Here is a 24,512-nt window from a genome sequence, read left to right on the forward strand (position 1 = left end):
GCTCCTGCGCACGCCCCCGGCGGGCACATCCACCGCGCACGCCCCCGGCGGATCAGGCGGGCCGCTGCAGCACCATCAGCGAGCGGTCGGTGAGGCACAGCGCGTCCCCGGCCTTGACCCGGGCGCCGGTGCCGGGGGCGGGCAGTCGGGGCTGGGCGGTGTCGACCACGACCTGCCACTCCTGCCCGTGGTCGGCGGGCACGGTGAACTCCAGCGGCTCGAAGTGGGCGTTGAACATCAGCAGGAAGGAGTCGTCGACGATCCGCCCGCCGCGCCGGTCCGGTTCGGAGATGGCGTAGCCGTTGAGGAAGACGGTCAGCGACTTGGCGTAGCTGGCGCCCCAGTTGCGCTTGGTCATCTCCTCCCCGGCGGGGGTGAACCAGGCGATGTCGGTGAGGTCGTCGTAGCCGCTCACCGCCCGGCCGTGGAAGAACCGGCGCCGCCGGAACACCGGGTGGTCGCGGCGCAGCCAGATCATCCCCTGGGTGAACTCCAGCAGCCGCGCGGCCGGTCCGTCGTCCTCGGGCCAGTGCACCCAGGCGAGTTCGTTGTCCTGGCAGTAGGTGTTGTTGTTGCCGAGCTGGGTGCGGCCGAGCTCGTCGCCGTGGGAGAGCATCGGCACGCCCTGGGAGAGCATCAGGGTGGCGATGAAGTTGCGCTGCTGGCGGGCGCGCAGTTCCTCGACGGCCGGGTCGGTGCTGGGGCCCTCGACGCCGCAGTTCCAGGAGCGGTTGAAGGATTCGCCGTCCCGGTTGTCCTCGCCGTTGGCCTGGTTGTGCTTGTCGTTGTAGGAGACCAGGTCGCGCAGGGTGAAGCCGTCGTGGCAGGTGACGAAGTTGATGGAGGCGATGGGGCGGCGGCCGTCGTCCTGGTAGAGGTCGGAGGAGCCGGTGAGCCGGGAGCCGAACTCGGCGAGGGCGGCGTTCTCGCCGCGCCACAGGTCGCGCACGGTGTCCCGGTACATGCCGTTCCACTCCGTCCACAGCGGCGGGAAGTTGCCGACCTGGTAGCCGCCCTCGCCGAGGTCCCAGGGTTCGGCGATCAGCTTGGCCTGGGAGACCACCGGGTCCTGCTGGACCAGGTCGAAGAACGAGGACAGCCGGTCGACCTCGTGGAACTGCCGGGCCAGGGTGGCGGCGAGGTCGAAGCGGAAGCCGTCCACGTGCATCTCGGTGACCCAGTAGCGCAGCGAGTCCATGATCAGCTGGAGCACGTGCGGGCTGCGCATCAGCAGGCTGTTGCCGGTGCCGGTGGTGTCCTCGTAGAAGCGCTGGTCCTGGGCGAGGCGGTAGTAGGAGACGTTGTCCAGGCCGCGCATCGACAGCGTCGGCCCGAGGTGGTTGCCCTCGGCGGTGTGGTTGTAGACGACGTCCAGGATCACCTCGATCCCGGCCGCGTGCAGCGCCTTGACCATGGACTTGAACTCCTGCACCTGCTGGCCGCGGTCGCCGGTGGAGGAGTAGGAGGAGTGCGGGGCGAAGAAGCCGATGGTGTTGTAGCCCCAGTAGTTGGCCAGGCCGAGGTCGCGCAGCCGGTGGTCCCGGACGAACTGGTGCACCGGCATCAGCTCGATCGCGGTGACGCCCAGCTTGGCCAGGTGCTCGATCACGGCCGGGTGGGCCAGCGCCGCGTAGCTGCCCCGGATCTCCTCGGGGATGCCGGGGTGCAGCCGCGTGAGGCCCTTGACGTGGGCCTCGTAGATGACGGTGCGGTGGTAGTCGGTGCGCGGCGGGTGGTCGGTACCCCAGTCGAAGTACGGGTTGATCAGCACCGAGTGCATGGTGTGCGGGGCGGAGTCGAGGTCGTTGCGGCGCTCGGGCGCGCCGAAGTGGTAGCCGTAGACGGACTCGTCCCAGTCGATGTGGCCGCTCATCGCCTTGGCGTACGGGTCCAGCAGCAGTTTGGCGCTGTTGTGCCGCTGGCCCAGGCCCGGGTTGTACGGGCCGTGCACCCGGAAGCCGTAGCGCTGGCCGGGCTGGACGCCGGGGAGGTAGGCGTGCCGGACGAAGGCGTCCGTCTCGCGCAGCTCGACGGCGGTCTCCGAGCCGTCCTCGTCGAGCAGGCACAGCTCGATCCGGTCGGCACTCTCCGAGAACACCGCGAAGTTGGTGCCGGCCCCGTCGTAGGTGGCGCCGAGGGGGTAGGGCTTACCGGGCCAGACCTGCATGAGTCCTCAACTTCCTTATGGCATACGGAAACTGACGTGTAGTCCAACGCGTGCTCCGACGCGTGGTCCGACAATCCGCCCGGACCCGGACGCTCTCTTCCCGGCCGGGCGGCCGGGCATGTGCGGCACTCGCGCGCCGTGACGCACGGCATGGCCCGCACACTCCCGGAGATACTCCCCGAGCCCTTCCCCGGCGGCCGGGAGGTACCGCCGGGGTTGGTCCGAACGGGTGTCCGGCGGGTATTCGTGTGAAGACTGTGGCCACGGGTGCGGAAGGTGCCCCGGGAGGCCCCTCGGCCATCCGGCTGCGGGCGCCTCGCGGCGGGCAGTACCCTTGATCGTCCGGCCGCCCCGGCCGGCCCCGCGGACTCCGGACAGTCCGTCAACGTCCCGGGGCAGAACGAGTGGCAACCAGATGAGGTGGCGCATGGTGTTCCCCGCCGGCGGCCGTGGCTCCGGGCCCGACGGCCCCGACCGGGGCGGTGCCCGCGCCGAGGCGCCCACGGTGGTCATGCGCCCCACCATGACCGGCCGCTCCCTCGTCCCCGCCCAGGGCGGCCCGGTCGAGGTCCCCGCGCTCGCCTGGTCGGCCGGCGAATGGGAGGACGCCTACCAGCGGGTCCGGCTGTCCGGCCGCGCGTACGTCTGGCTCAACCTGGTCGAACAGCGGCTGCGCTCCCTGGTCGACGAGGTGCTGCACCCCATCTACGCCCCCGCCCACGGCGAGGACTGGGTCACCGCCGCCGCCGGCCCGGCCGGCGAGGAGTGGGCCCACCGGGCCGGCGCCGTGCGCGAGGTCAGCCGCCGCAAGGGCTACCTCCTCGACCCGGCCGACGACGACCCGCTGGTCTTCCTCACCCTGCCCCAGCTGCGCGAACTGATGGTCCAGCACTGGCCCTGCTTCGAGCCCTACCTCGCCGACCGGCGCGAGATCGAACTCGCCCTGGACGAACTGGAAGTGGCCCGGCACGTGGTCTCCCGCAACCGGGTGCTCACCCAGACCGTGCTGGCCCAGACCGAACGCGCCGCCGCCCGGCTGCTGGCCGTCCTGGACGGCGGCGCGGGCGGGGTGCCCGCCGACGTGGTGGAGTCGCTGGTCGCCGGACGCTACGCCGACGTGGTCGCGGTGCACGCCGACCGGGTCCGGCTGCAGCGCGACCTGCCGGTGGAGGACCTGCTGGACGGCGCCCGGCGCCTCGACGCGCTCGGCATCGGCCTCGGCATGCTCTGCCAGAACTACACCGGCAAACGGCTGGTCCGCCTCGCCGGCGAGGGCTGCCGGGTGCGGCTGCTGTTCCTCAACCCGGCGAGCAGCGCGGTGCGCCGCCGAGAGCGCGAACTCGGGCTCTCCCGAGCCGAGTTGTCCCGCTCGATCGAGATGAACATCATGCACGTGCGGCGCGTCCGGGCCCGGCTGCGGGACCAGGGCGGCTTCGAGATCCGGGTCTTCGACGAGACCCCGCGCTTCACCGCCTACCTGGTCGAGGGCCCCCGCCCCACCGGCCCCGCGGCCGGCCGCCGGCAGAGCCGCGACCTCGGCGTCATCCAGCCCTACCTGCGCCGCTCCCGGGGCATGGAGTCCCCCGCGCTGATCCTGCGCGGCGGCGCCGGCCAGCAGCCGGGCGGCACCGAACCGGGGCTGCTGGAGGTCTACCGCGAGGAGTTCGAAGGGGTCTGGGCGGACGCCCGGAACGTCTCCTGAGGCCCGCATGATGAGATAACCGCTGGTCGGAGCGTGCGGACGCTGGAACACTGCGGTCCGTGAACAGCCTCCCCGCCTGGACCCTGAAACCGGCCGGCCCCGAGCACCTCGAACCCATCGTCGGCCTCAAGGCCCAGGTCATGCGCGCCGACCTGGAACGCCTCGGCCGCTGGGACCCGGACCGCTCCCGGGCGCGGGTGCGGAAGTCCTTCTCCCTCCGCCACACCTCCGTCCTGCTGGTCGACGGAGCCTTCGCGGGGTGCGTCACCATCCGCCCCGACGAACGGGGCGGGCGCCACCTGGAGCTGTTCTACCTGGCCCCGCACCTCCAGGGCCGAGGCCTCGGCAGCGCCGTCCTGCGCCACCTCCTCGCCGAGGCGGACACCGCGGCCGAACCCGTCCACCTGACCGTCCTCCAGGGCAGCGCCGCCCTGCGGCTGTACGCGAGGCACGGGTTCGCCGTCGTCGCCGACGGCCCGATCGACGTCGCCATGTACCGCCCGGTACCGTAACGATTCACCCAAAGGACCTGGTCAGCGCAGTTGCGCCCGTGGTAGGTGTAGCCCTCGTGAAGATCATGGGGGAGGGCGCGGCCGCTGTGCTGCGCCTGGAGAACGTACAGCGCACCTACGGCACCGGCCCGGAGGCCGTGCGGGCACTGCGGGGGGTGGACGTCACCTTCGACCGGGGCACCTTCACCGCCGTGATGGGCCCCTCCGGCTCGGGCAAGAGCACCCTGCTGCAGTGCGGCGCCGGCCTCGACCGTCCCGACAGCGGCCGGGTCGTCCTGGACGACACCGACCTCGCCGGGCTGACCGAGACCCAGCTGACCGTCCTGCGCCGGCAGCAACTCGGCTTCGTCTTCCAGGCGTTCAACCTGGTCGGCTCGCTCACCGCCGAGCAGAACGTCGGCCTGCCGCTGCGCCTGGCCGGGCGCCGGCCCGACCGCGCCGAGGTCCACCGCGCGCTCGCCCAGGTCGGCCTCGGCGAGCGCACCGGCCACCTGCCGTCCCAGCTCTCCGGCGGCCAGCAGCAGCGCGTCGCCATCGCCCGGGCCCTGATCACCCGGCCCCGGGTGCTGTTCGCCGACGAGCCGACCGGCGCCCTGGACAGCTCCAGCAGCCGCGACGTGCTCGCCCTGCTGCGCGAACTGGTCGACCGCGAGGGCCAGAGCACCATCATGGTCACCCACGACCCGGTCGCCGCCTCCTACGCCGACCGGGTGCTCTTCCTCGCCGACGGCCGGATCGTCGACGACCTGCCGCACTCGAGCGCCCAGCGGATCGCCGAGCGGATGACCGCCCTGGAGACCGTCGCATGACCTCGCTCGGCACCCTGCTGCCCGTCGCCGCCGCGAGCCTGCGCCGCCGCAAGGCCGCCTTCGCCGGCTCCTACGTCGCCCTCACCCTCGGCGTCACCCTGGTCGCCACCACCGGCAGCCTGCTGAACGACACCGCCGGGGACGACTCCCCGCTCGGCGCGCCCTCGCTGCACAAGGTGCTCCAGTTCACCTCGGCGATGGCCGCGTTCGTCGCCGTCTTCGTCGTCGCCGGCACCTTCGCCTTCGCCGTCGCCCAGCGCCGCCAGGAGATCGCGATGCTGCGCGCCGTCGGCGCCACGCCCCGCCAGATCGTCTGGCTGATCACCGGTGAGGCCGCCGCCGTCGCCCTGGTCTCCGCCGTCAGCGGCTGCCTGCTCTCGCTGCCCGGCGCACCCGCGCTGGCCGCCTGGCTGGTCGCCCGCGGCGCCGCCCCCGAGGGGTTCAGCGCCCGGCCCGCCGTCGGCCCGATGCTGCTCGCCGCCGCCGTCGGCCTGCTGGTCGCCCTGCTCGGCGCCGTCACCGCGGCCGTCCGGGCCGGGCGGGTACGGGCCGTCGAGGCACTCGGCGACGCCGCCGTCGACCGCAAGGTCATGACCGGACCGCGCTGGGCCTGCGCCGCGCTCGGGCTGCTGTCCCTGGTCGGCGTCGTCTCCTACTACCTGTCCGCGGCGAGCCTGCCGCCCGCCCCCGGCGACCAGCCGGACGACCCGCAGCTCGCCTCCCAGTGGGTGATGGGCGCCGACCTGGCCGCCATCACCACGATCGCCCTGTTCGCGCCCGTCGTCGTCCCGGTGCTGGTCCGGCTGCTCAGCGCCCCGCTGGCCCGGCTCACCGCCGCCGCCCCGCTGCTCGCCCGGCAGAACGCGCTCACCGCGGTGCGCCGCACCGTCTCCACCGCCACCCCGGCCTTCCTCACCATCGCGCTCACCGGCACCATGGTCGGCTCCACCGCGGCCTTCGCCGACGCCATGACCGCCCAGGGCCGGTCCACCGCCGCCGCCCGGTACGTGCTGCGCCCGGGCGGCCAGCCGCTGCCCGCCGACGCGGCCCGCCGGCTCACCGCCGCCCAGCCCGGCCTGCGCGCCACCGCCACCACCTCCACCGTGGTCATGGGCCTCGGCGCGGAGCGGCCCGCCTTCGACGACCCCAGCGAGGACTCGCCCGCCAGCGTGCCGTCCGCCGCCACCGTCGTCGACGGCGACCTCGCCACCGCCTGGACCCTGCCCGCCGCCGAAGGCACCGCCGCCGACCTGCACGGCGCCACCCTCGCCGCCTCCACCGACCAGGCCCGCGGCCACGGCTGGAAGCTCGGCGACCAGGTCAACCTGCGCCTCGCCGACGGCACCGTCACCGGCCTGCGGCTCGCCCTGGTCTACCGCACCCAGCTCGGCCTGGACGAGATCCTGCTCAGCGGCGAGGCCGTCGCCGGCCACCTGGGCGAGGCCCACCCGGGCGCCGTCCACCTCAGCGCCGAACCCGCCGACCGGCTCGGCGGCGCCCTCACCGACGCCCACGACCCCGGGCCCGACCCCAACGCCCACTACGCCTGGATCGCCACCACGACGATCCTCGGCCCGGCACTGCTCTACGCGCTGATCGCCATCGTCAACACCATGGTGATGAGCGCCGCCGACCGCCGCCGCGACTTCACCGTGCTGCGCCTCGCCGGGACGGTGCGCCGCCAGGTGCTGCAGATGGTCGCCCTGGAGGCCGTGCTGGTGGTGGTCACCGCCGCCGCGCTGGCCCTCGCCGTCACCGCCCTCACCCAGTACGGCACCACCGCGCTGCTCAACCACCGCATCCTCGCCGGGCAGGCGAGCGTCGCGCTGCGACTGCCCTGGCTGCCGCTGGGCGCGGGCGCGGCCCTGTGCCTGCTGCTCGCCGTGGCGGCCAGCGTGCTGCCCAGCCGGCTCGCGCTGGCGGGTCGGGCGGCGGGACGGTAGGTCCGGCGCCGGCAGGCTGTACGGCTGGTGACCCACCGGTAGTCCTTCGACAGGACCGCTCGGCCCCGGCGTGCTCGTCAGCGCGCCGGGGCCGAGCGGCCATGGCGCCCGGTCCCGCCTCGACGTCGAACCCCTCGCCCACCACCTCCGCCCCATCGACGGCGGCTGCTTCTACGTCCTCCCCGGCGCCCGCGACACCACCGACCGGCTCGGCCGCACCCTCCTCACGGCCCGAGCTGGCCGCGCCCCAACAGCTCTCCGTGAAAACGGAGTTGGACCCTCCAGCGGGCCCCGGTCCAGGCCGTCACCCACGCCGCTCCGCCCCCGGACACCCGCCGCGGGGCAGCCGGCCCGGCCGCCCTGGCGGTCGGATTGTCGGTGGGGCGGGTGATGATAGGGGCTGTTTCGCTGGAGGACGGAAGGACAGACCTGATGAGCTGGTGGCAGCAGCCACTGGTCGGCTTCGACCTGGAGACCACGGGCACCGACCCGGCCGTGGACCGCATCGTCACGGCGGCACTCGTGGACACCGTCGGTGCCGTCCGGGTGGAGGCCGCCCACTGGCTGATCGACCCCGGGGTGCCGATCCCCGCCGAGGCGGAGGCGATCCACGGAATCGGGGACGCGGTCGCGCGCGGCAGGGGCCGGCAGCCCAAGGAGGCGGTGGAGGAGATAGCCGCCGCGCTCTGCGCGCGGATCGCCGACGGTCGGCCGGTGGTGGCGTTCAACGCGCCGTTCGACCTCTCCCTGCTCGACGCCGAGCTGCGCCGGTACGGGCTGCCCACGCTCGCCGAGCGCCTCGGCGCCCCGGTCGGGCCGGTGCTGGACGCCCTGGTGATCGACCGGACGGTGGACAAGTACCGCAAGGGCTCGCGCACCCTGCAACGGGTGTGCGAGGTGTACGGGGTGGAGCTGACGGACGCCCACGAGGCGGGCAGCGACGCGCTGGCCGCCGTCCGGGTCGCCGTCGCGCTGGCCGACCGCTACCCGGCCGAGGTGGGGGAGGTGGCCCCGGCCGAGCTGCACCGGCGGCAGATCGGCTGGTACCGGGAGTGGGCCGAGGGCCTCCAGGCCTGGCTGCGCCGCGGCAAGGACCCGCTGGCGGTGGTCGACCCGCGCTGGCCGTCCAGGCCGACTCCGGGTGACGAGGGATGACCGTACGGCTCGCCCGCCCCGAGGACCTGCCGGGCTTCCTCGCCCTCGCCGCCGAGGTCGAGCACTGGTTCGGCCCGATGGTGGCCGAGCCCGGCTTCCACCGCGCGGTGGAGAAGTCCGCCGCCCGGGGGCTCGCCACCGTGGCGGAGGACGGCCGGGGCCTGCTCGGCGGCCTGCTGTTCGGCACGGACCCGGAGGGGCCGCACCATCTGCACTGGCTGGTGGTCGCCGAACGCGCCCGGGGCACCGGCACCGGCCGGGCGCTGGTCGAGGACGCGCTGCGCCGCCACGTCCGCGCCCCGGCCGCCGTCGAGGTGGTCACCTTCGGCCCGGACCACCCCGGGGCGGTGACCAGCGGCGCCCGGGTGTTCTACGAGCGGCTGGGCTTCACCCCGGCCGAGCCCGCCGCCCCCGGCCCGGAGGGCGGTTCCCGCCAGGTCTACCGGCTGCGCCTGACCTGACCTGACCTGGCCTGACTCCTGTCCTGACCCGACCTGGCGGGCCCGGCGGGATCCGAGGGGGCCGGGGGCCTCCCTACTGCACGTCCAGCCCCACCGGGTGCGCCACGTCCACCGGGCAGACGAACACGTGCAGTTCGCCGTGCCGGCCGACCGACAGGTCCGGGCCGTCGCCGCTCTCCACGGTCAGCAGGTGCGTCATCCGCTCGCCGCAGCGGCCGCAGTCGACCGGGATCAGGTCGGTGACGTGCCAGGAGGGCCAGCCGCCCAGCTTCCAGCCGTCCGCGCGGCCGTGGTCGCGCTCGTACTCGATGCCCTGCCGCTCGGTGAACTCCGCGACGGCGCGGGCGAGTTCCTCGGGCAGTTCGTCCCGGTCGGGCAGGTCGAGGACCTGTTCGGGGCGCAGCGCGCAGGGCCGCGGAAGGTACTCCTCGTCGCTGCGCAGGGGCGGCGGGGGAGTGGCCGGGGCGAGTGCGGCGGCGTGCTGCCAGTGGAGTTCGACGGCGGGGCCGTAGTAGTAGCGCTCGCCCTGGAGGTCGTCGTGGTCGTTGGGGCACCAGAGCACCTGGAGCAGGTCGGTGCCGTCCGGCCAGGGCAGGTGCGGCGCGTCCTCGGCGTGGATCAGGGCGAGCGGGACGAAGGAGGTGGCGGGGGTCTCCTCGGGGGCCCGGCGGGGGTACCCGTGGTCGTCGTCCGGGTGCCGCGCGGTGCAGTGCGGCCAGGGTTCGCCGGCCGGCCACTCGGCCGGGCCGCCGATCCGGCTCGCCCCGGGGTGGGGCGGGGCGGCGTCGGGGTGCAGCAGGGTGGCGGGCCTCAGGTAGGGGGCGAGGCCGGGGACGGCGGCGACGAGGTCGGTGGCGCTGAGGTCGGTGGCGGTCACGGCGCCCCACCCTAAGGCCGGTGGCCCCCCACCCCGCGGCCGGTGCCCCAGCTTTGCGGCCGGCGGCCCAACTGCCTTATGCGGCGGGGAAGTCGAAGGTGTACCCCTGGGAAACCAGCCAGGGCAGCAGCTGCTTGAGCGCGGCCACGCTCTGGCTGCGGTCACCGCCGCCGTCGTGCATCAGGATCACTCCGCCGGGCTTGAGCTGCTTCTGCACGGCGGAGACGATCGCGGGCACGCCCGGGCGGGACCAGTCGCGCGGGTCGACGGACCAGCCGAGCGAGTCCATCCCGAGGTCGGCGGCGATGTGCTCGTTGTCGGCGTTGAAGCCGCCGCCCGGGGCGCGGAACCAGTCGATCCGGGTGCCCGGCCCGCCGGCCTTGACGATCATGTCGCGGGCGGCGCCGATCTCGTACACGGCCTTGTCGTGCGGAAGCTTCTCGAAGGGCTGCGGGTGGTGGACGCTGTGGTCGCAGAGCCGGTGGCCCTCGGCCAGGACCCGCTTGACCAGGGCCGGGTTGGCGGCGGCGTTCTGGCCGATCTCGCAGAAGGTCGCCTTGACGTGGTACTGGGCGAGCAGGTCGAGGATCTGGCCGGTGGCCGGGCCGGGGCCGTCGTCGAAGGTGAGCGCGACGGTGCGGCCGCCGGAGGCGGTGGAGGAGATCACCTTGGTGGCGGACCCGGGGTGGGCGGGCGGTGCGGGCGGTGCCGGCGGTGCGGGCGTGCCGGTGGCCTGGGTCCGGCCGGAGGTCGCCGGGGTGGCGGCCTGGTGCGGCGTGGAGCCGGCCGGCGGGGCGGCGTGGCCGGCGCCGGAGCCGGCGGCGTCCGAGCCGGGGGTGGGCGCGCTGGTGGCGGCGCCGGTGCCGGTCGGCTGCTGTGGAGCGCCGGTAGCGGTGCCGGACGCGGCGGCGCTGGTGGAGTCGGTGGGGCTGGTGGAGCTGGTGGTGCTGGGGGAACCGCTCGGCTGGAGCGCCCCGCTGGCGGTGCCGCACGCGGTCAGTCCCAGGGCGGCGGCCACCGTGATGCTGCCCGCGATCAGCAGGCGGCGGCCGGCGGTCGTACGGGTCGGGTGGGAGGGGCGGCGGAGGGCGGTCCGGTGCATGGCGGCGGCTCCTGAGGGGCGGGAAGGGTGCCGATCCATCGGTCAGGATGACTGTGCGATAGGACGCCGATCGTACGTGTCCCGGTTGCGCGCCGGACCGATCCGGCTTAAGAGTCTTCTCACACGCGACCGGGTTGGCACCCGCCGCTCAGAAGGGGTAGCGCCGCCCCGTCAGAACGGGTACCACCGCACCTCGGTCGCCCCCGCGCGGAGCGAGTCGACCCGGCGGCCGAACTCCGCGAGCGCCGCCGGGTTCCCGGCCGCCTGCTGGGCGACCCAGGAGGCGCTGGCGGTCTCCCGGGCCCCGCGCAGCACGGCGAAGCCGGGCCAGTCCCGCACGTCCCAGCCGTACGCCTCGGTGAACGCCCGGTACTCCTCGTCCGGCACGCCGTAGCGGTCGTGGGCGAGCGCCAGGACCACCAGGTCGTGCTCCCGGAGGTCCTGCGAGAAGGTCTCCAGGTCGAGCAGCACCGGCCCGTCCGGGCCGACGTGCACATTGCGCGGCAGCGCGTCGCCGTGGATCACCCCGGGCCGCAGCCGTGGCGCCAGACCGGGCAGGGCGGCCGCGAAGACGTCCCGGCGCTCGCGCAGGAAGGCGACGTCCGCCGGGTCGACCTGTCCCTCGGCCGAGGCCAGCCAGCGCTCGACCGGCGCCAGCAGGTCCCGCCGGCCGAGCGGGAAGGGCGGCAGCGGCAGCGCGTGCAGGGTGCGCAGCAGCGGGGCGAGGTCGGCCGGGCGTGCCGGGCGGACGGCGGGGGCGAGCCGGTGCCAGAAGGTGACCGGGTGCCCGTGCGCCGACTGCGGACCGGGCGCCACCGCCTCGTACGGGCGGACCACCGGGAGTCCCTGCCCGGCCAGCCAGTTCGCGAAGGCCAGTTCGCGCTGCGCCCGGTCGGACAACGCGGGGCCGCGGCCGACCTTGGCGACCACGGCCGGGTCGCCGAGGTCGAAGACGGCGTTCTCGCCGAGCGCGAGCAGCCGGGCCCCATCCGGCTCGGGCAGCCCGGCGGTCTCGCAGGCCTGGGTGAGCAGCAGCCGCGCGCGGCCCTCGTCGAAGGGGATCATGGCTGGGCTCCGTTCCGCCGTCGTTCATCCGTGCGCCCGGAGGATTCCGGACGGTGATCATCATGACGCACGGGCCGTCGTGCGGGCGCCGGGCGCCGTGGTGCGCGGCGCCCGGCGCCCGTCTCGGGGCCGGGGTGGGGGTTTCCCCTGGCTCGGGACCCTGAGGCCTCCTCCTCGGAGGTAGGGGGTCGACTCCACCCTGAGGGGGAGAAGACTCCACCCGGAGTACGAGGTCAACGGGCTTATGTCCGGGAGACACTGGGGCGGGGCCGCTTCGGGCGGCCGCAACGGGGGTTGGACCACGGGGGTTCCTTGCCGCACGGCAAGCACGTACTCGTAGGCTGACGCCCAGACCTACTTACCTGCCGACCGGCTAGGGAACGCCAGCGCGCGTAGCCCGCCCGGTCCTGCCGTCGCCCAGCGTCCCGTCCCCCAAGGGCTGCGGTGAACCATGCCCAGGAGGCATCGAGCATGTTCCACCGACTAGGACAATTCGTCGTTCGCCGCGCGTGGTGGGTGATCGCCGCGTGGCTCGTCGGTGCGGTCGTCATATCGATCAGCGCCGCGAAGGTCGTCGACCAGACCGACCAGTCGAAGTTCCTGCCCACCCACTACGAGTCCATCCAGGCCTCGGAGCTCCAGTCGCGGGCCTTCCCGTCCAGCTTCACGCCGTCCGCCCTGCTGCTCTTCGAGCGCAACGACGGCGGCCAGCTGACCAAGGACGACCAGGCCTCGATGGACAAGGTCGTCAAGGGCCTGACGGACGCGCAGATCCCGCTGGTCCAGCAGGTCCTGCCGGTGCTCGACCAGTCGAAGTCCAAGGACGGCAAGTACGCGCTGTCCCAGGTCGCCATCGACCAGACCAAGCAGGGGGACCCGCAGTTCACCGAGGCGGCCAAGAAGCTGCGCGACGACGGCACCAAGCTCGCCGAGGGCAGCGGGCTGAAGTTCCGGGTCGGCGGTGACGCGGCGAGCCAACTGGACCAGAAGGACTCCTCGGGCTCGACCGACGCCATCGTGCTGTTCGGCGGCCTGGTGCTGGTCATCGTGATCGTCGGCATCATCTTCCGCAGCATCCTGGCCGGTCTGCTGCCGGTGCTGCTCTCGCTGGTGATCGCGATGCCGGTCTCCAAGGGCCTGATCAACGACGCGGTCAGCGCGTTCGACCTGCAGACCACGCCGATGACCTCGGCGATCCTCATCATCGTGGTGCTCGGCGTCGGCACCGACTACTTCCTCTTCCTGGCGTTCCGCTACCGGGAGCGGCTGCGGGCCGGTGACGACCGCAAGCAGGCCGTGGCCAGCGCGGTCGGCCGGGTCGGCGAGGCGATCGCCTCCGCCGCCGGTGCCGTCGCCGTCGCCTTCGCGGTACTGATCCTCTCCAGCCTCGGCATGTTCACCGCGCTCGGCCCGGCGCTGGCCATCGCCGTCCTCGCCACCGCGCTCGTCATGCTCACCCTGGCCCCGGCCGTGCTCGCCGTGATCCCGTCCAAGGCCGTGTTCTGGCCCGGCCGGAAGTGGATGCAGGAGCCCCAGAACGCCCGCTTCGCCGCGCTCGGCCGGATGACCGGCAAGAAGCCCGGCCTGGTCGCGCTGGTCTCCGGCGGTCTGCTGCTCATCCTGGCCCTGGCCGGCATCAACTACACCGGGACCTACGACCTCGCGGGCAGCTCCATGCCCAAGGACAAGGAGTCGATGGTCGTCCAGGACAAGCTGATGACGGCCTTCTCGGCCGGTGCCACCGACCCCAGCCACGTCTTCCTGACCAGCACCAACGGCGCCAAGCTGAGCGACGCCGAGCTGAAGGACTTCGCCGGCCGGATCGGCGGGGTCGCCGGGGTGGCCAACGTGGTGATGCCCACCAAGGAGCGCGGCCTCAGCAAGGACGGCGCCACCGCCGACTTCTCCGTGGAGTTGAAGGACGCGCCAGCCACCAACGAGGCGATCGACACCGTGGTGAAGCTGCGCGACGCCGCGCACGCCGCGGCCCCGGCGGACACCAAGGCCCTGGTCGGCGGTATGACGTCCGTCTTCAAGGACATCAACGCCGCGATGGCCCACGACTACACGCTGGTCTTCCCGATCGCGGCACTGCTCATCATGATCATCCTGGGCCTCCAGCTCCGCAGCATCGTCGCGCCGTGGTACCTGATGGCCTCGGTCGGCCTCGGCTTCGGAGCCACCCTGGGCGCCACCACCCTGCTGTTCCAGAACATCAAGGGTGAGGAGGGGCTGATGTTCATGCTTCCGATCTTCATCTACCTCTTCGTGGTGGCGATCGGAACCGACTACAACATCCTGATCATCGCCCGCCTCCGCGAGGAGGCCCGCGAGGGCCGCAGCCCGCGCGAGGCGGCCCGCGAGGCCGTCAAGCACGGCGGCCCGACGGTCGCGGCGGCCGGTTTCATCCTGGCGGCCTCGTTCGCGACCTTCATGCTCGCGGGCAACGTGCTCTTCATGGAACTGGGCTTCTCGCTGGCCTTCGGCATCGTGCTGGCGGCCTTCGTGATGGCGATGTTCTTCACCCCGTCCGTCACGGCGCTGCTCGGTCAGCGCGCGTGGTGGCCCGGCCACGGCGGCGACGCCCGCCCCGGCGCGGGGCACACCCCGCGGGTCGGCGCCACGATGCCGCCGGAGCCGGCCGGCCGGCGTTGACCACGGGCTGAACCCGGGCCGAACACCAGGCGGCGCCCCGCTCCGGCGGGGCGCCGTCCCCGCTTTCCAGGGGCGCCAAACGTGATCTGTCGGGCAGAAAAGTCCCCGGTCAATCGGGGTGTCGCCGTGCTACAGTCGAGTCAGTTGCAGTTTTGGTTCCCATGAACGCGTGTGTGCGCCTGCTGGTTCCAACCAACAGGCGCATTTGTTTTGTCCGGTGTTTCAGTCTCCGGATGGGGATCGCGGCTACTCCGGGATTCACGCGGTGTGAGTCCCTGATGCCCCAAGTATGAGGAGACGGTTATGGCTACCGGCACCGTGAAGTGGTTCAACAGCGAAAAGGGCTTCGGCTTCATCGAGCAGGACGGCGGCGGCCCGGACGTCTTCGCCCACTACTCGAACATCGCCGCCCAGGGCTTCCGTGAGCTCGTCGAGGGTCAGCGCGTCGAGTTCGACGTCACTCAGGGCCAGAAGGGCCCGCAGGGCGAGAACATCCAGGTCATCGCCTGACGTCAGCCTCTACGCTGACGCGTGATCTTGTGATCTCGTGAAGCGGGGGCCCGCACCGGAGCACGGTGCGGGCCCTCGTTCATGCCGCCGTACGGCCGGGGCGGCGCACTCTCCCAGACGACGGCCGACCAGTCCGCGACCGCGGGCTGCCGCCCGACAGACGGAGAACCCGTGACCACCCCTGCCCGCACGCCCCGCGACCGCGGTACCGACCGCTCCACCGCCCGTTCGGCCGAGCGCACCGCCGAAGGCCGCACCGGCCGCCCCCGCCGCAACGGGGACAACCCCGAGCGCCCCCGCCGCGACGGTGAGGGCGCGGACCGCGCGCGCAAGCCCCGCAACCGCGCCGGTGCCCCGAAGACCGGCCGCACGGCCACCCCGGAGCCCACCGACTTCACCGTCGTCGAGGGCACCCCGGCCCGGCCCCCGGCGGCCACCTTCGCCGAGCTGGACCTGCCCAAGGCGATCCTCTCCACGCTCACCCGTGAGGGCGTCACCGAGCCGTTCCCGATCCAGGGCGCCACGCTGCCCGACTCGATCGCCGGGCGCGACGTCCTCGGCCGCGGCCGCACCGGCTCCGGCAAGACCCTGGCCTTCGGCCTGCCGCTGCTCGCCCGCACCGCCGGGCGCCGCGCCGACTCCCGGCACCCGCTGGCGCTCGTCCTGGTGCCCACCCGCGAGCTGGCCCAGCAGGTCACCGACGCGCTCACCCCGTACGCCACCGCCGTCAACCTGCGGATCACCACCGTCGTCGGCGGCATGGGCATCAGCCGGCAGGCCAACGCGGTGCGCCGCGGCACCGAGGTCCTGGTCGCCACCCCCGGCCGACTGGACGACCTGATCGGGCGCGGTGACGTCAACCTGTCCGACGTCGCCATCACCGTCCTCGACGAGGCCGACCAGATGGCCGACATGGGCTTCCTCCCGCAGGTCAGCAAGCTGCTGGAGCAGGTCGCCGAGGGCGGGCAGCGGATGCTGTTCTCCGCGACCCTGGACCGCAACGTGGACCGGCTGGTCAAGCGCTTCCTGACCGACCCGGTCACCCACTCGGTCGACCCCTCGGCCGGCGCGGTCACCACCATGGACCACCACGTCCTGCAGCTGGAGCCCGCCGACAAGGTCTCCGCCACCGCCCACATCGCCTCCCGCGACGGCCGCGTGATCATGTTCGTGCACACCAAGCACGGCGCCGACCGGCTCGCCAAGCAGCTGCGCGCCACCGGCGTGATGGCCGCCGCCCTGCACGGCGGCAAGTCCCAGCCGCAGCGCAACCGGGTCCTGGACCAGTTCCGCGAGGGCGAGGTCACCGCGCTGATCGCCACCAACGTGGCCGCGCGCGGCATCCACATCGACGGCCTCGACCTGGTCGTGAACGTCGACCCGCCGATCGACCACAAGGACTACCTGCACCGCGGCGGCCGCACCGCCCGGGCCGGCGAGTCCGGCACGGTCGTCACCCTGGTGCTGCCCGAGCAGCGCCGCGAGGTCAACCGGCTGATGACGGTGGCCGGGATCCGCCCGACCGTCACCAAGATCCGCCCCGGCGACGCCGACCTGGTCCGGATCACCGGTGCCCGTACGCCCAGCGGCGTCGCGGTCGCGCTGGCCGTCCCGGCCGCCGCCCAGCCCGCGGCCCCGGCCGCCTCCGCCGACGGCAAGACCGCCGGCGGCAAGTCGGGCAACCCGCGCCGCCGCTCCGGCAAGCGCTCCGGGCTGCCCACCGACGTCGACATGAACGGCAACCCGCGCCGCCCGCGCCCCAAGCAGCGCCTCGGCTCCGCCGCCCAGGGCGAGCGGCCCCAAGCCGCCGGGTTCATCGGGCGCTCCTCCGGCCGGGCCCGCCCGGGCAGCGGCTCCCAGTCCGGCGGCAACTACGGGACCGGGCGCCAGCGCCGCAAGTTCGACTGACGGCCCGCGGCTCTTCGCCGCAGGCCCCGAGTCCCCTCGAGCGGGCTCCGCGACCTCCCCGCCACGGGGGGAGCGCGGGGCCCGTTCCGCGTTTCCGGGCCACCCGACCCGGCCGGCGGTCAAACAGCTGGCGTGAATCCATCGAAGCTCGCCTTGAACGAGAGCTTGACGGTGGCCGGTGTGAGCCCCGATTCTTTTACGCGGCCCACACATCTGTCGCATGGTCACCATCAGTCCACAGACGTCGAGTTGTCGCGATTCGCCGACCCGGAAGGACCGCCGTCCCGATGCGCCGAACCTCCGCCCTGCTCACCACCGCCCTGCTCGCCGGGGCCGCCGCCCTGGTCGCACCGGCCACCACCGCCCAGGCCGCGCCCTCCTGCGGCGCCTACGTCGCGGGCTGGAGCGCGATCGGCAGCTGCAGCGGCCTCGACCCGATGCAGACCTGGACCGTGACCGCCACCTGTTACTACTGGAACTCCACCCACACCGTGCAGTTCACCCGCCCCGCGTACGGCGGCGTGGCGGTCGGCGACGGCAGCGTCTCCGCGCCCTGCGGCGTCGGCGACACCGTCATGTTCCCGCGCGTCATCATGGGCGCCACCCCGCCGGCCGGCCCGACCGGCCAGATCACCGGCTACGTCGGCAAGTGCGTCGACGTGAAGGGCGCCAACCTCGGCAACGGCACCCCCGTCCAGATCTACGACTGCAACGGCACCCTGGCGCAGAAGTGGCGGATAGGCGTCGACGGCACCATCCGCGCCCTCGGCAAGTGCATGGACGTGTCGGGCGGCGGCACCGCCAACCACACCATGGTCCAGCTCTACGACTGCAACGGCACCGGCTCCCAGCAGTGGCAGGCCCGCGCCGACGGCTCGCTGCTCAACCCGCAGTCCGGCCGCTGCCTGGACGACCTCGGCTTCTCCACCGCCAACGGCAACCAGCTCGGCATCTGGGACTGCAACGGCGCCGCCAACCAGAAATGGCAGCTCCCCGCCTGACGGCTCGTCAGGAACGGTCGGGTCCGCCGCCCGCGCCCCCGTCGGGCGGCGGACCCGCGTGCGCTACGCCACCACCGCCGTCGGGGCCAGCCGGCGCAGCCGCTCCGCCGTCTGCGCGTCACGCGGCGCCATCACGATCAACTGCAGCCCCTCGGCGGCCAGCAGCACATGCTGGTCGATCCGCAACTCGCCCAACTCCTCGTGCCGAACCACCTTCTCGGCCCCCGAGCGCTCCGCCACCTGGTGCTCGTCCAGCCAGCGGTCCGCCTCCGGATGCTCCTCCCGCACATGCTGGATCATCCGGCCCAGATGACGGCCCACCGCCGTGGCCTCGCCACCGCGCTCCGCGTAGGCCGACCGCAACTGGGCCAGGAAGCGCCGGGCGTGCTCCTCCCAGTGCTCCACCCGGCGCCGGTGCAGGGCGTTGCCGAACACCACCCAGGCCAGGTTGCACTCCTGCGGCGGCCGCCCGGACAGCCCGAACAGCGCGTCGGCGCCCGGATTCCACGCCCGCAGGTCCCAGTTGGCGTCCATCACCCAGGCCGGCGCCGGCCACTGGGCGTGCATCAGCCGCAACAGCGCGGCCGGGACCTCCGCGGGCGCGCTCACCTCCCCGTCCATCGGGTGGCTGCCCGCCAGCCGGAACAGGTACGCCGTCTCCGCCCGGTCCAGCCGCAGCGTCCGGGCCAGACTCGCCAGCACCTCCGGCGACGGGTGGATGTCCCGCCCCTGCTCCAGCCACGTGTACCAGGTCACCCCCACCCCGGCCAGCAGTGCCAACTCCTCCCGCCGCAGCCCCGGCGTGCGCCGCCGCACCCCCGGCGCCAGCCCCACCTGCTGCGGCGTCAGCCGGGCCCGCCGGCTGCGCAGGAAGCCCGACAGCTCCGTGCGGCGCTCCTCCGACTCGTCCATGTCCCCCGTCCTTCCTGGTGGTCGAACTACCAGTATCCCCACGCACTGTTGCCGACCCGGCGCCCGCGAGAGTCTTGATCACGTCACCGAACGCCGGCCCCGAGGAACACCTGATGAATCGTCAGATCCATGCTGCCCGCCGCACCGTGGTCGCCCTCGCGGCGGCCGCCGCCCTGCTCGGCACCGCCGGTACGCTACCCGCCGCCGCGGCCGCCCACTGCCCGGCCCCGGCCGTCATCAACGGCCACGCCCCCACCCTCGTCCCCGAGAGCGCCGTCTGGGACCAGGGCCACCACCGCTTCCTGGTCGGCTCGCTGCGGCACGGCACCGTCTCCGCCGTCGGTCTCGACGGCAGCGTCCGCACCCTGATCGACGACCCCGGCACCCTGATCGAGATCGCCGGCCTGCGGATCGACCAGGCCCACCGCCGCATCCTGGTCACCAACCTCGACAACGGCGTCGGCGAACGCAGCGGCCCCGCCACCCTCGGCAAGGTCGCCGGAATCGGCGCCTACGACCTCGACACCGGCCGCCGTCTCTCCTACACCGACCTCGCCGCCGTCGCGGGCGACGGCGGCAGCCACCTGGCCAACGACATCGCCGTCGCCCCCGACGGCACCGCCTACGTCACCGACTCCTTCGCCCCCGTCGTCTACCGGGTCGACCCGGACGGCACCGGCTCCGTCCTGCTGCGCGACGACCGCCTCACCCCCGCCCCCGGCGCCTACGGCCTCAACGGCATCGTCTACCGCGACGGCCGGCTCGTCCTCGGCAAGTGGGACGACGGCACCCTGTGGCAGCTCCCGCTCCGGGACCCGTCCGCCCTGCGCCGGGTCGAGATCGCCGACGGCGGGGCCCTGCTCCACCTCGACGGCATCTTCGCCCGCCCCGACGGCACCCTCGCGGGCGTCACCAACGCCTTCTTCGGCACCGGCCGCGACGCCGAGGTCGAACTGCGCTCCGACGACCACTGGCACACCGCCCGCCTCACCGCCGTCCACCCCTCCGCCGACGCCACCCCCACCGCCGTCACCAACGGCCCCGGCGGTGCCCTCTACCAGCTCTCCGGCGGCCTCGCCGACGCCGGCCACCCGGGGGACACCTTCACCCTGCGCCGGGTCTGACCCGGTCGGCCTGAAGGGCACACGGCCCTCGCGGCGCGCACGGCCCCGGCCGTGCGCGCCGTCGGTGCCTCCGGGCGCCGTCGCCCATGCGAGTGAACACAACTAGCCTCGTGTATTGCGTTTGCATCACGCTGCTGCTCGTGCATAGTGAGATCTACTGGAACAAGCGGTCCGAGGAGCACATCGCCCGGCATGGTGTGGAGCCGATGGAGGTCGAAGATGTCGTGTTCACCCGACCCCACTGGTTCGCGGGTGGCCGGGCCGGCACGACCCTCTGCCATGGCGTGACTCAGACCGGGCGTTACCTGTTGGTGGTGCTGGTGGACAGCACCATGGTGCCGTCGGCGTGGTACTGCGCCACTGCCCGAGACATGACGGCTGCCGAGCGGCGCCTGTTCCTCAAGCGGACGAGTTGAAGGTGACAGATGACTGACAACGGTGCGGACCTCGAAGCGATCGCAGAGTACTACGACACGCACGAGCTGACCGAGGACGAGATCATGAGCGCCGAGCCCGGCGAGCAACTGTCGGCGGAGTCGGTGATGATCACCACCTCGCTGCGGCTGCCGAAACCGGTGATGGACGAGGTACGGCGTCGGGCGCGGGAGCGCGGGATGAAGCCGACGGCCGTCATGCGGGAGTGGATCGAGGCCGCGATCGCGGACGTGGACGAGCCAGTGCCGCTCAGCGTGATCAACGCCGCGGTGGCCGAGTACCAGCACCGAAAGGCCTCGTGACAGCCCGGTGAATGCCGATCCGGCGATGGTCGCGAGGGCTGAGGCGGTCGGTCGTACCGAGCAGCGCGGCCGGTGAGGGCCGTGCTCAGGCGGTGAGGGCCGGGAGCGCCACCGCCGCGCGGCGGGCCTGGTCGTAACGCTGGAGCAGGAGCGCGGCCAGCTCCGGGGCGGGGCCCAGGACGTCGGCCAGGACGTCCGCGCCTTCGGCGGCGGCCGCGATGCGGTCCGGCAGCAGGCCCGGGGCCAGCAGGTACGGGGACACGGCGGTGCGCGAGGCGCCCGCCGCGCGCAGGGCGTCGAGCGCGTCCGGCACCCGGGGGCCGTCCGCCGAGGCGTGGGCGACCTCGACGCCGGCCCAGCCGCGGGTGCGGCGCCACTCGGCGGCGGCCGCGCGGGTGGCGGCGCCGGCGGCCGGGTCGGAGGAGCCGGCCGAGGCCAGCACCACGCCGGTACGGGCGCGGACGGCGGCCGAGCGGACGTCGAGCCCGGCCTCGGCCAGCCGGCGGTCCAGGGCGGCGAGCAGCAGCGGGGAGGGCCCCAGGACGTCGGCGACCGGCAGTGCGGCGCCGGCGGCCCGCAGCGCGGCGGGGATGTCGTGCTTGGCGTGGAAGGCCCGGTTGAGCAGCAGCGGGACGGCCACCGCGTCCCCGAGCCGACCGGCCACCTGGGGGATCCGCGGCGCGCAGTGGTCCAGGTAGGCGGTGGCGACCTCCAGGGCGGGCCGCCGCGCCCGCACCTCCCGGACCAGCGCGGCCACGGTCGCGGCGTGCCGCGGGTCGCGGCTGCCGTGGGCGATCAGCAGCAGGGCGGGCCTCGGCGCCGCCCGCACCGGCCGCCTCACTGGCCGGAGGCCAGCAGGCCGCGGTTGCGCAGCACCCGGCGCTCGACCGGGGTGAACACCAGCAGCTCGATGGCGATGCCGACGAACAGGATGAGGAGGATGCCGAGCAGGACCCCGGACATGTCGGAGAACTCGCGCTGGTCCTCCAGGAACCGGCCCAGGCCGCGGCCGAGGTCGGGGGAGGAGGCGACCAGTTCGGCGGCCATCAGCGAGCGCCAGGAGAACGCCCAGCCCTGCTTGAGCCCGGCCAGGTAGCCGGGCAGCGCGGCCGGGATGAGCACGTGCCGGGCGCCGGTGAGGCCGGTGGCGCCGATGGTGCGTCCGGCCCGCAGGAACAGCGGCGGCACCTGGTCGATGCCGGCGACCAGCCCGTTGGCGATGGAGGGGACGGCCCCGAGCAGGATCACCGCGTACATCATCGAGTCGTTGATGCCGAGCCAGATGACGGCGGCGGGCACCCAGGCCACCGAGGGCAGCGACTGCAGGCCCTGGAGCACCGGGCCGATCGCGGTGCGCACCGGCTTGACCCGGGCGACCACCAGGCCGATCGGGGTGCCGATGACGACGGCGAGCAGGAAGCCGGACAGGCCGCGCCACACGCTGGTCCAGATGATCGAGAACAGCGTGCCCTGGTACCAGAGGTCCTCCAGGGAGTGCCAGACGTCGGCGGGGCTGGGCAGCTTGTACGAGGAGGTGAGGTGCAGGCTGTACGCGCCCTGCCACAGCGCCAGCACCACCAGCACGCCGATCAGCGGCGGCAGGGCCTTGCCGCGCAGCACCTCGCCGAGCGAACTGCGCTGGGCGGCGACGGAGTCGAGGGCGTCCAGGCCGGCGCCGACGTCGGCGCTGTCGGACGCGTCGCCGGGGGTGGTGTGCTCCCGGACGGGGGCGGTGTCAGTGCTGGCCATGGCGACGGATCTCCCCACGCAGTTCTTCGGTGATCTCGATGGACAGGTCGGCCACGCCCGCGGACTCGATGCGGCGCGGCTGCGGCAGGTCGATCCGCCACTCGCGGGCGACCCGGCCGGGCCGGGAGGAGAGCAGGACGACGCGCTGGGCCAGCCGCACGGCCTCGCGCACGTTGTGGGTGACGAACAGGACGGACAGCTGCCGTTCGGCCCAGATCCGGGTGATCTCGTCGTGCAGGACGTCGCGGGTGATGGCGTCGAGGGCGGCGAACGGCTCGTCCATCAGCAGCACCTTGCTGCCCTGGGCGAGGGCGCGGGCCATCGCGACGCGCTGGCGCATGCCGCCGGACAGCTCGTGCACCCGCTTGCCGTACGCGCCGTTCAGGCGGACGAGTTCGAGCAGCCGCTCGGCCTCGGCGCGGCGCTCGGGGCGGGGGACGCCGGCCAGCTTGAGGGCGAGTTCGACGTTCCTGCCGGCGGTGAGCCAGGGGAACAGCGCGTGTTCCTGGAACATCAGGGCGGGGCGGCCGCCGGGCACCTCGATGCCGCCGCGGGTGGGCTCGTCGAGGCCGGCGACCAGGTTGAGCAGGGTGGACTTGCCGCAGCCGGAGGCGCCGAGGAGGGTGACGAACTCGCCGGGCGCGACGTCGAGGGTGATGTCGTCGAGCACATGGGTCTGGGCGCCGGGGCGGCCGAAGGACTTGTGGACGTGCGAGATCCGGACGGCGGGCGCGCCGCCGGGGGCGTCGGCGCCGGGGGCGTCCGCCGAGGTGGTCAGTGCCGGGGTCATCCGGGCACCTCCTGCGTGTGGTCTGGGGGCTGGCGAGGCGAGGCGAGTCGGAGCCGGGGTCCGGGCCCCGTCCGCGCCGGTGGGCATCGATCGGGGACCGACCGGGCGGGCGGGGCCGGACCGCGGAGTTACTTGGTGCCGAGTCCGGCGTCCGCCACGGGCGCCTGGCCCTTGGCCGCGAGGACCTTGTTCAGCAGGGTGAGGTCGTAGATGCCGTTCAGGCTGGCCCCCGCGCCAGCGGAACTCGATCTGGGCAGCTTGAGCAGCCCGGCGGTCACGGCGTGGTCGGCCTCGGCCTGCAGGGTGTTCGCCAGCGGGTCGTCCAGGAAGTCGATGTCCGCCCAGGCCGGGTCGAGGACCCCCGGCTCCAGCGCGTTGCCGGCCTCCTTCTTGATCGCCTCGTTGGCGTCGGCCTTGGCCTTGTCGGGGTCGGCCTTGATGAAGGCGTTGGTGTCCACCGAGCCGCGCAGCACGGCCTCCACCACGTCCGGGTGCTCCTTGAGGAACTTCTGCGAGACGATGATGTTGGTGATCACGAACTTCTTGTCCGGCCAGACGTCCTTCTCGTTGAGCAGGACCTTCGCGCCGAGCGTGACCAGCTTGGAGGCGGTGGGCTCGGGCACCCAGGCGCCGTCGATGGAGCCGGACTTGTAGGCGTCGGGGGTGACCTTGTTGTCGGTGCGCAGCACCGACACGTCGCCCGCGCCGGACGCCGCGTCCACCTTGTAGCCCTTGCCCGCCAGGTAGTTGAGCAGCGCCACGTCCTGGGTGTTGCCCAGCTGCGGGGTGGCGATCTTCTTGCCCCTGAGGTCGTCCAGCGAGCCGATCTTGTCCGGGTTGACCACCAGCTTGACCCCGCCGGAGGCCGAACCGCCGATGATCTTCAGCGACTGGCCGTTCGACTTGGTGTAGCCGTTGATCGCGGGGGAGGGGCCGATCCAGCCGATGTCGATGGAGCCCGCGTTGAGCGCCTCGATCTCGGCCGGGCCCGCGTTGAAGATCTGGGTCCTGACCTGGGTGGCGCCCAACTGCTTCTGGAAGATGCCCTCCTGGAGGCCGACCAGCGGGGTGCCGTGGGTCAGGTTGGCGAAGTAGCCGATCTTCACCGTGTCCGCGGACAGCTTGGCGCCCGAGGCCCCGACGGTGGCGGCCGCGTTGGCCTTGCCGTCGGACTTGTCCGCCGTGGAGCCGTAGCCGCAGGCCGACAGCAGGGCCACGGCGGTCAGGCCGGCGACGGCGGCCGCGGCGGAGCGTCTGAACCGCCCGGCGCCGGGGCGGACGGAGGTATGGGAGGAGAGCGGGTTCGGTGCCATGGTGTGGGTCCTGTTCACGG

Annotated in this window: 22 protein-coding genes; 13 read left to right on the forward strand and 9 right to left on the reverse strand. The window is 73.6% G+C overall.

Going from position 1 to position 24,512, the window contains the following annotated elements; translation table 11 throughout:
- Nucleotides 1-52 precede the first annotated feature (52 nt).
- Complete coding sequence (glgX, locus tag ACZ3YL_RS28150; protein WP_465660265.1) at nt 53-2,167, reverse strand: glycogen debranching protein GlgX; 2,115 nt, start codon at nt 2,165-2,167, stop codon at nt 53-55.
- A gap of 427 nt (nt 2,168-2,594) precedes the next feature.
- Here glgX and ACZ3YL_RS28155 point away from each other — a divergent pair, with 427 nt between their 5' ends.
- The 6 genes from ACZ3YL_RS28155 (at nt 2,595) to ACZ3YL_RS28180 (ending at nt 8,749) form a co-directional block, all read left to right on the forward strand.
- Nucleotides 2,595-3,869, forward strand: a complete 1,275-nt coding sequence (locus ACZ3YL_RS28155) for an SAV2148 family HEPN domain-containing protein (RefSeq protein ID WP_465660266.1) — start codon at nt 2,595-2,597, stop codon at nt 3,867-3,869.
- Nucleotides 3,870-3,928: 59 nt separating this feature from the next.
- Nucleotides 3,929-4,381 carry a GNAT family N-acetyltransferase gene (locus ACZ3YL_RS28160; RefSeq protein ID WP_465660267.1) on the forward strand — a complete coding sequence of 151 codons (453 nt, stop codon included), beginning with the start codon at nt 3,929-3,931 and terminating at the stop codon, nt 4,379-4,381.
- A 65-nt stretch (nt 4,382-4,446) separates the two neighbouring features.
- Complete coding sequence (locus ACZ3YL_RS28165) at nt 4,447-5,190, forward strand: ABC transporter ATP-binding protein (protein ID WP_188306902.1); 744 nt, start codon at nt 4,447-4,449, stop codon at nt 5,188-5,190.
- Nucleotides 5,187-7,133 carry an FtsX-like permease family protein gene (locus ACZ3YL_RS28170; RefSeq protein WP_465660268.1) on the forward strand — a complete coding sequence of 649 codons (1,947 nt, stop codon included), beginning with the start codon at nt 5,187-5,189 and terminating at the stop codon, nt 7,131-7,133. Before ACZ3YL_RS28165 ends, ACZ3YL_RS28170 begins: the two co-directional genes overlap by 4 nt.
- Before the next feature lie 432 nt (nt 7,134-7,565).
- Nucleotides 7,566-8,288, forward strand: a complete 723-nt coding sequence (locus ACZ3YL_RS28175; protein ID WP_188305088.1) for an exonuclease domain-containing protein — start codon at nt 7,566-7,568, stop codon at nt 8,286-8,288.
- A complete protein-coding gene (locus tag ACZ3YL_RS28180) occupies nt 8,285-8,749 on the forward strand; it encodes a GNAT family N-acetyltransferase (protein WP_188305087.1) in 465 nt (154 codons plus the stop codon). The genes ACZ3YL_RS28175 and ACZ3YL_RS28180 overlap by 4 nt, the downstream gene beginning before the upstream one ends.
- 73 nt (nt 8,750-8,822) lie before the next feature.
- On the opposite strand, the gene ACZ3YL_RS28185 is transcribed toward ACZ3YL_RS28180, so the two are convergent.
- From ACZ3YL_RS28185 to ACZ3YL_RS28195, 3 genes are all read right to left on the reverse strand, one after another.
- The gene (locus ACZ3YL_RS28185; RefSeq protein ID WP_465660269.1) at nt 8,823-9,626 is read right to left on the reverse strand and encodes a YwqG family protein; all 804 of its coding nucleotides are present in this window, start codon (nt 9,624-9,626) and stop codon (nt 8,823-8,825) included.
- Nucleotides 9,627-9,702: 76 nt separating this feature from the next.
- Nucleotides 9,703-10,728, reverse strand: a complete 1,026-nt coding sequence (locus ACZ3YL_RS28190) for a polysaccharide deacetylase family protein (protein WP_465660270.1) — start codon at nt 10,726-10,728, stop codon at nt 9,703-9,705.
- A 171-nt stretch (nt 10,729-10,899) separates the two neighbouring features.
- Nucleotides 10,900-11,793 (reverse strand): phosphotransferase enzyme family protein, encoded by an 894-nt coding sequence (locus tag ACZ3YL_RS28195; protein WP_465660271.1) that lies wholly within the window; start codon nt 11,791-11,793, stop codon nt 10,900-10,902.
- A gap of 516 nt (nt 11,794-12,309) precedes the next feature.
- On the opposite strand from ACZ3YL_RS28195, the gene ACZ3YL_RS28200 reads away from it, so the two are divergent.
- The 4 genes from ACZ3YL_RS28200 to ACZ3YL_RS28215 all read left to right on the forward strand — a co-directional run bounded on the left by ACZ3YL_RS28200 (nt 12,310) and on the right by ACZ3YL_RS28215 (nt 17,867).
- Entirely contained in the window at nt 12,310-14,448 is a 2,139-nt protein-coding gene (locus tag ACZ3YL_RS28200; RefSeq protein ID WP_465660272.1) for an MMPL family transporter, read from the forward strand.
- Nucleotides 14,449-14,751: 303 nt separating this feature from the next.
- Entirely contained in the window at nt 14,752-14,958 is a 207-nt protein-coding gene (locus ACZ3YL_RS28205) for a cold-shock protein (protein WP_188305083.1), read from the forward strand.
- A gap of 171 nt (nt 14,959-15,129) precedes the next feature.
- A complete protein-coding gene (locus ACZ3YL_RS28210) occupies nt 15,130-16,866 on the forward strand; it encodes a DEAD/DEAH box helicase (protein ID WP_465660273.1) in 1,737 nt (578 codons plus the stop codon).
- 287 nt (nt 16,867-17,153) lie between these two features.
- A complete protein-coding gene (locus ACZ3YL_RS28215; RefSeq protein ID WP_465660274.1) occupies nt 17,154-17,867 on the forward strand; it encodes a ricin-type beta-trefoil lectin domain protein in 714 nt (237 codons plus the stop codon).
- Between the two features lie 63 nt (nt 17,868-17,930).
- On the opposite strand, the gene ACZ3YL_RS28220 is transcribed toward ACZ3YL_RS28215, so the two are convergent.
- Entirely contained in the window at nt 17,931-18,779 is an 849-nt protein-coding gene (locus ACZ3YL_RS28220) for a helix-turn-helix transcriptional regulator (RefSeq protein WP_188305081.1), read from the reverse strand.
- A 113-nt stretch (nt 18,780-18,892) separates the two neighbouring features.
- Between ACZ3YL_RS28220 and ACZ3YL_RS28225 the strand changes: the two genes are divergently transcribed.
- The 3 genes from ACZ3YL_RS28225 (at nt 18,893) to ACZ3YL_RS28235 (ending at nt 20,640) form a co-directional block, all read left to right on the forward strand.
- Nucleotides 18,893-19,903 carry a hypothetical protein gene (locus ACZ3YL_RS28225; protein ID WP_465660275.1) on the forward strand — a complete coding sequence of 337 codons (1,011 nt, stop codon included), beginning with the start codon at nt 18,893-18,895 and terminating at the stop codon, nt 19,901-19,903.
- A 140-nt stretch (nt 19,904-20,043) separates the two neighbouring features.
- Entirely contained in the window at nt 20,044-20,319 is a 276-nt protein-coding gene (locus ACZ3YL_RS28230) for a hypothetical protein (RefSeq protein WP_465660276.1), read from the forward strand.
- Nucleotides 20,320-20,328: 9 nt separating this feature from the next.
- Complete coding sequence (locus tag ACZ3YL_RS28235; RefSeq protein ID WP_465660277.1) at nt 20,329-20,640, forward strand: hypothetical protein; 312 nt, start codon at nt 20,329-20,331, stop codon at nt 20,638-20,640.
- An 85-nt stretch (nt 20,641-20,725) separates the two neighbouring features.
- Here the strand turns inward: ACZ3YL_RS28235 and ACZ3YL_RS28240 are convergent, their stop codons facing one another.
- The 4 genes from ACZ3YL_RS28240 to ACZ3YL_RS28255 all read right to left on the reverse strand — a co-directional run bounded on the left by ACZ3YL_RS28240 (nt 20,726) and on the right by ACZ3YL_RS28255 (nt 24,492).
- Nucleotides 20,726-21,469 carry a sirohydrochlorin chelatase gene (locus ACZ3YL_RS28240; protein ID WP_465660278.1) on the reverse strand — a complete coding sequence of 248 codons (744 nt, stop codon included), beginning with the start codon at nt 21,467-21,469 and terminating at the stop codon, nt 20,726-20,728.
- Nucleotides 21,470-21,477: 8 nt separating this feature from the next.
- The gene (locus ACZ3YL_RS28245) at nt 21,478-22,389 is read right to left on the reverse strand and encodes an ABC transporter permease (protein WP_465660279.1); all 912 of its coding nucleotides are present in this window, start codon (nt 22,387-22,389) and stop codon (nt 21,478-21,480) included.
- On the reverse strand, nt 22,376-23,179 hold the full coding sequence (locus tag ACZ3YL_RS28250; protein WP_188305892.1) for an ABC transporter ATP-binding protein: 804 nt from the start codon (nt 23,177-23,179) through the stop codon (nt 22,376-22,378). Before ACZ3YL_RS28250 ends, ACZ3YL_RS28245 begins: the two co-directional genes overlap by 14 nt.
- Nucleotides 23,180-23,307: 128 nt before the next feature.
- Nucleotides 23,308-24,492: an aliphatic sulfonate ABC transporter substrate-binding protein gene (locus ACZ3YL_RS28255; protein WP_465660301.1), complete on the reverse strand. Its 1,185-nt coding sequence runs from the start codon at nt 24,490-24,492 to the stop codon at nt 23,308-23,310.
- Between the last annotated feature and the right edge of the window lie 20 nt (nt 24,493-24,512).

Source organism: Kitasatospora sp. NPDC023176, from assembly GCF_055560495.1.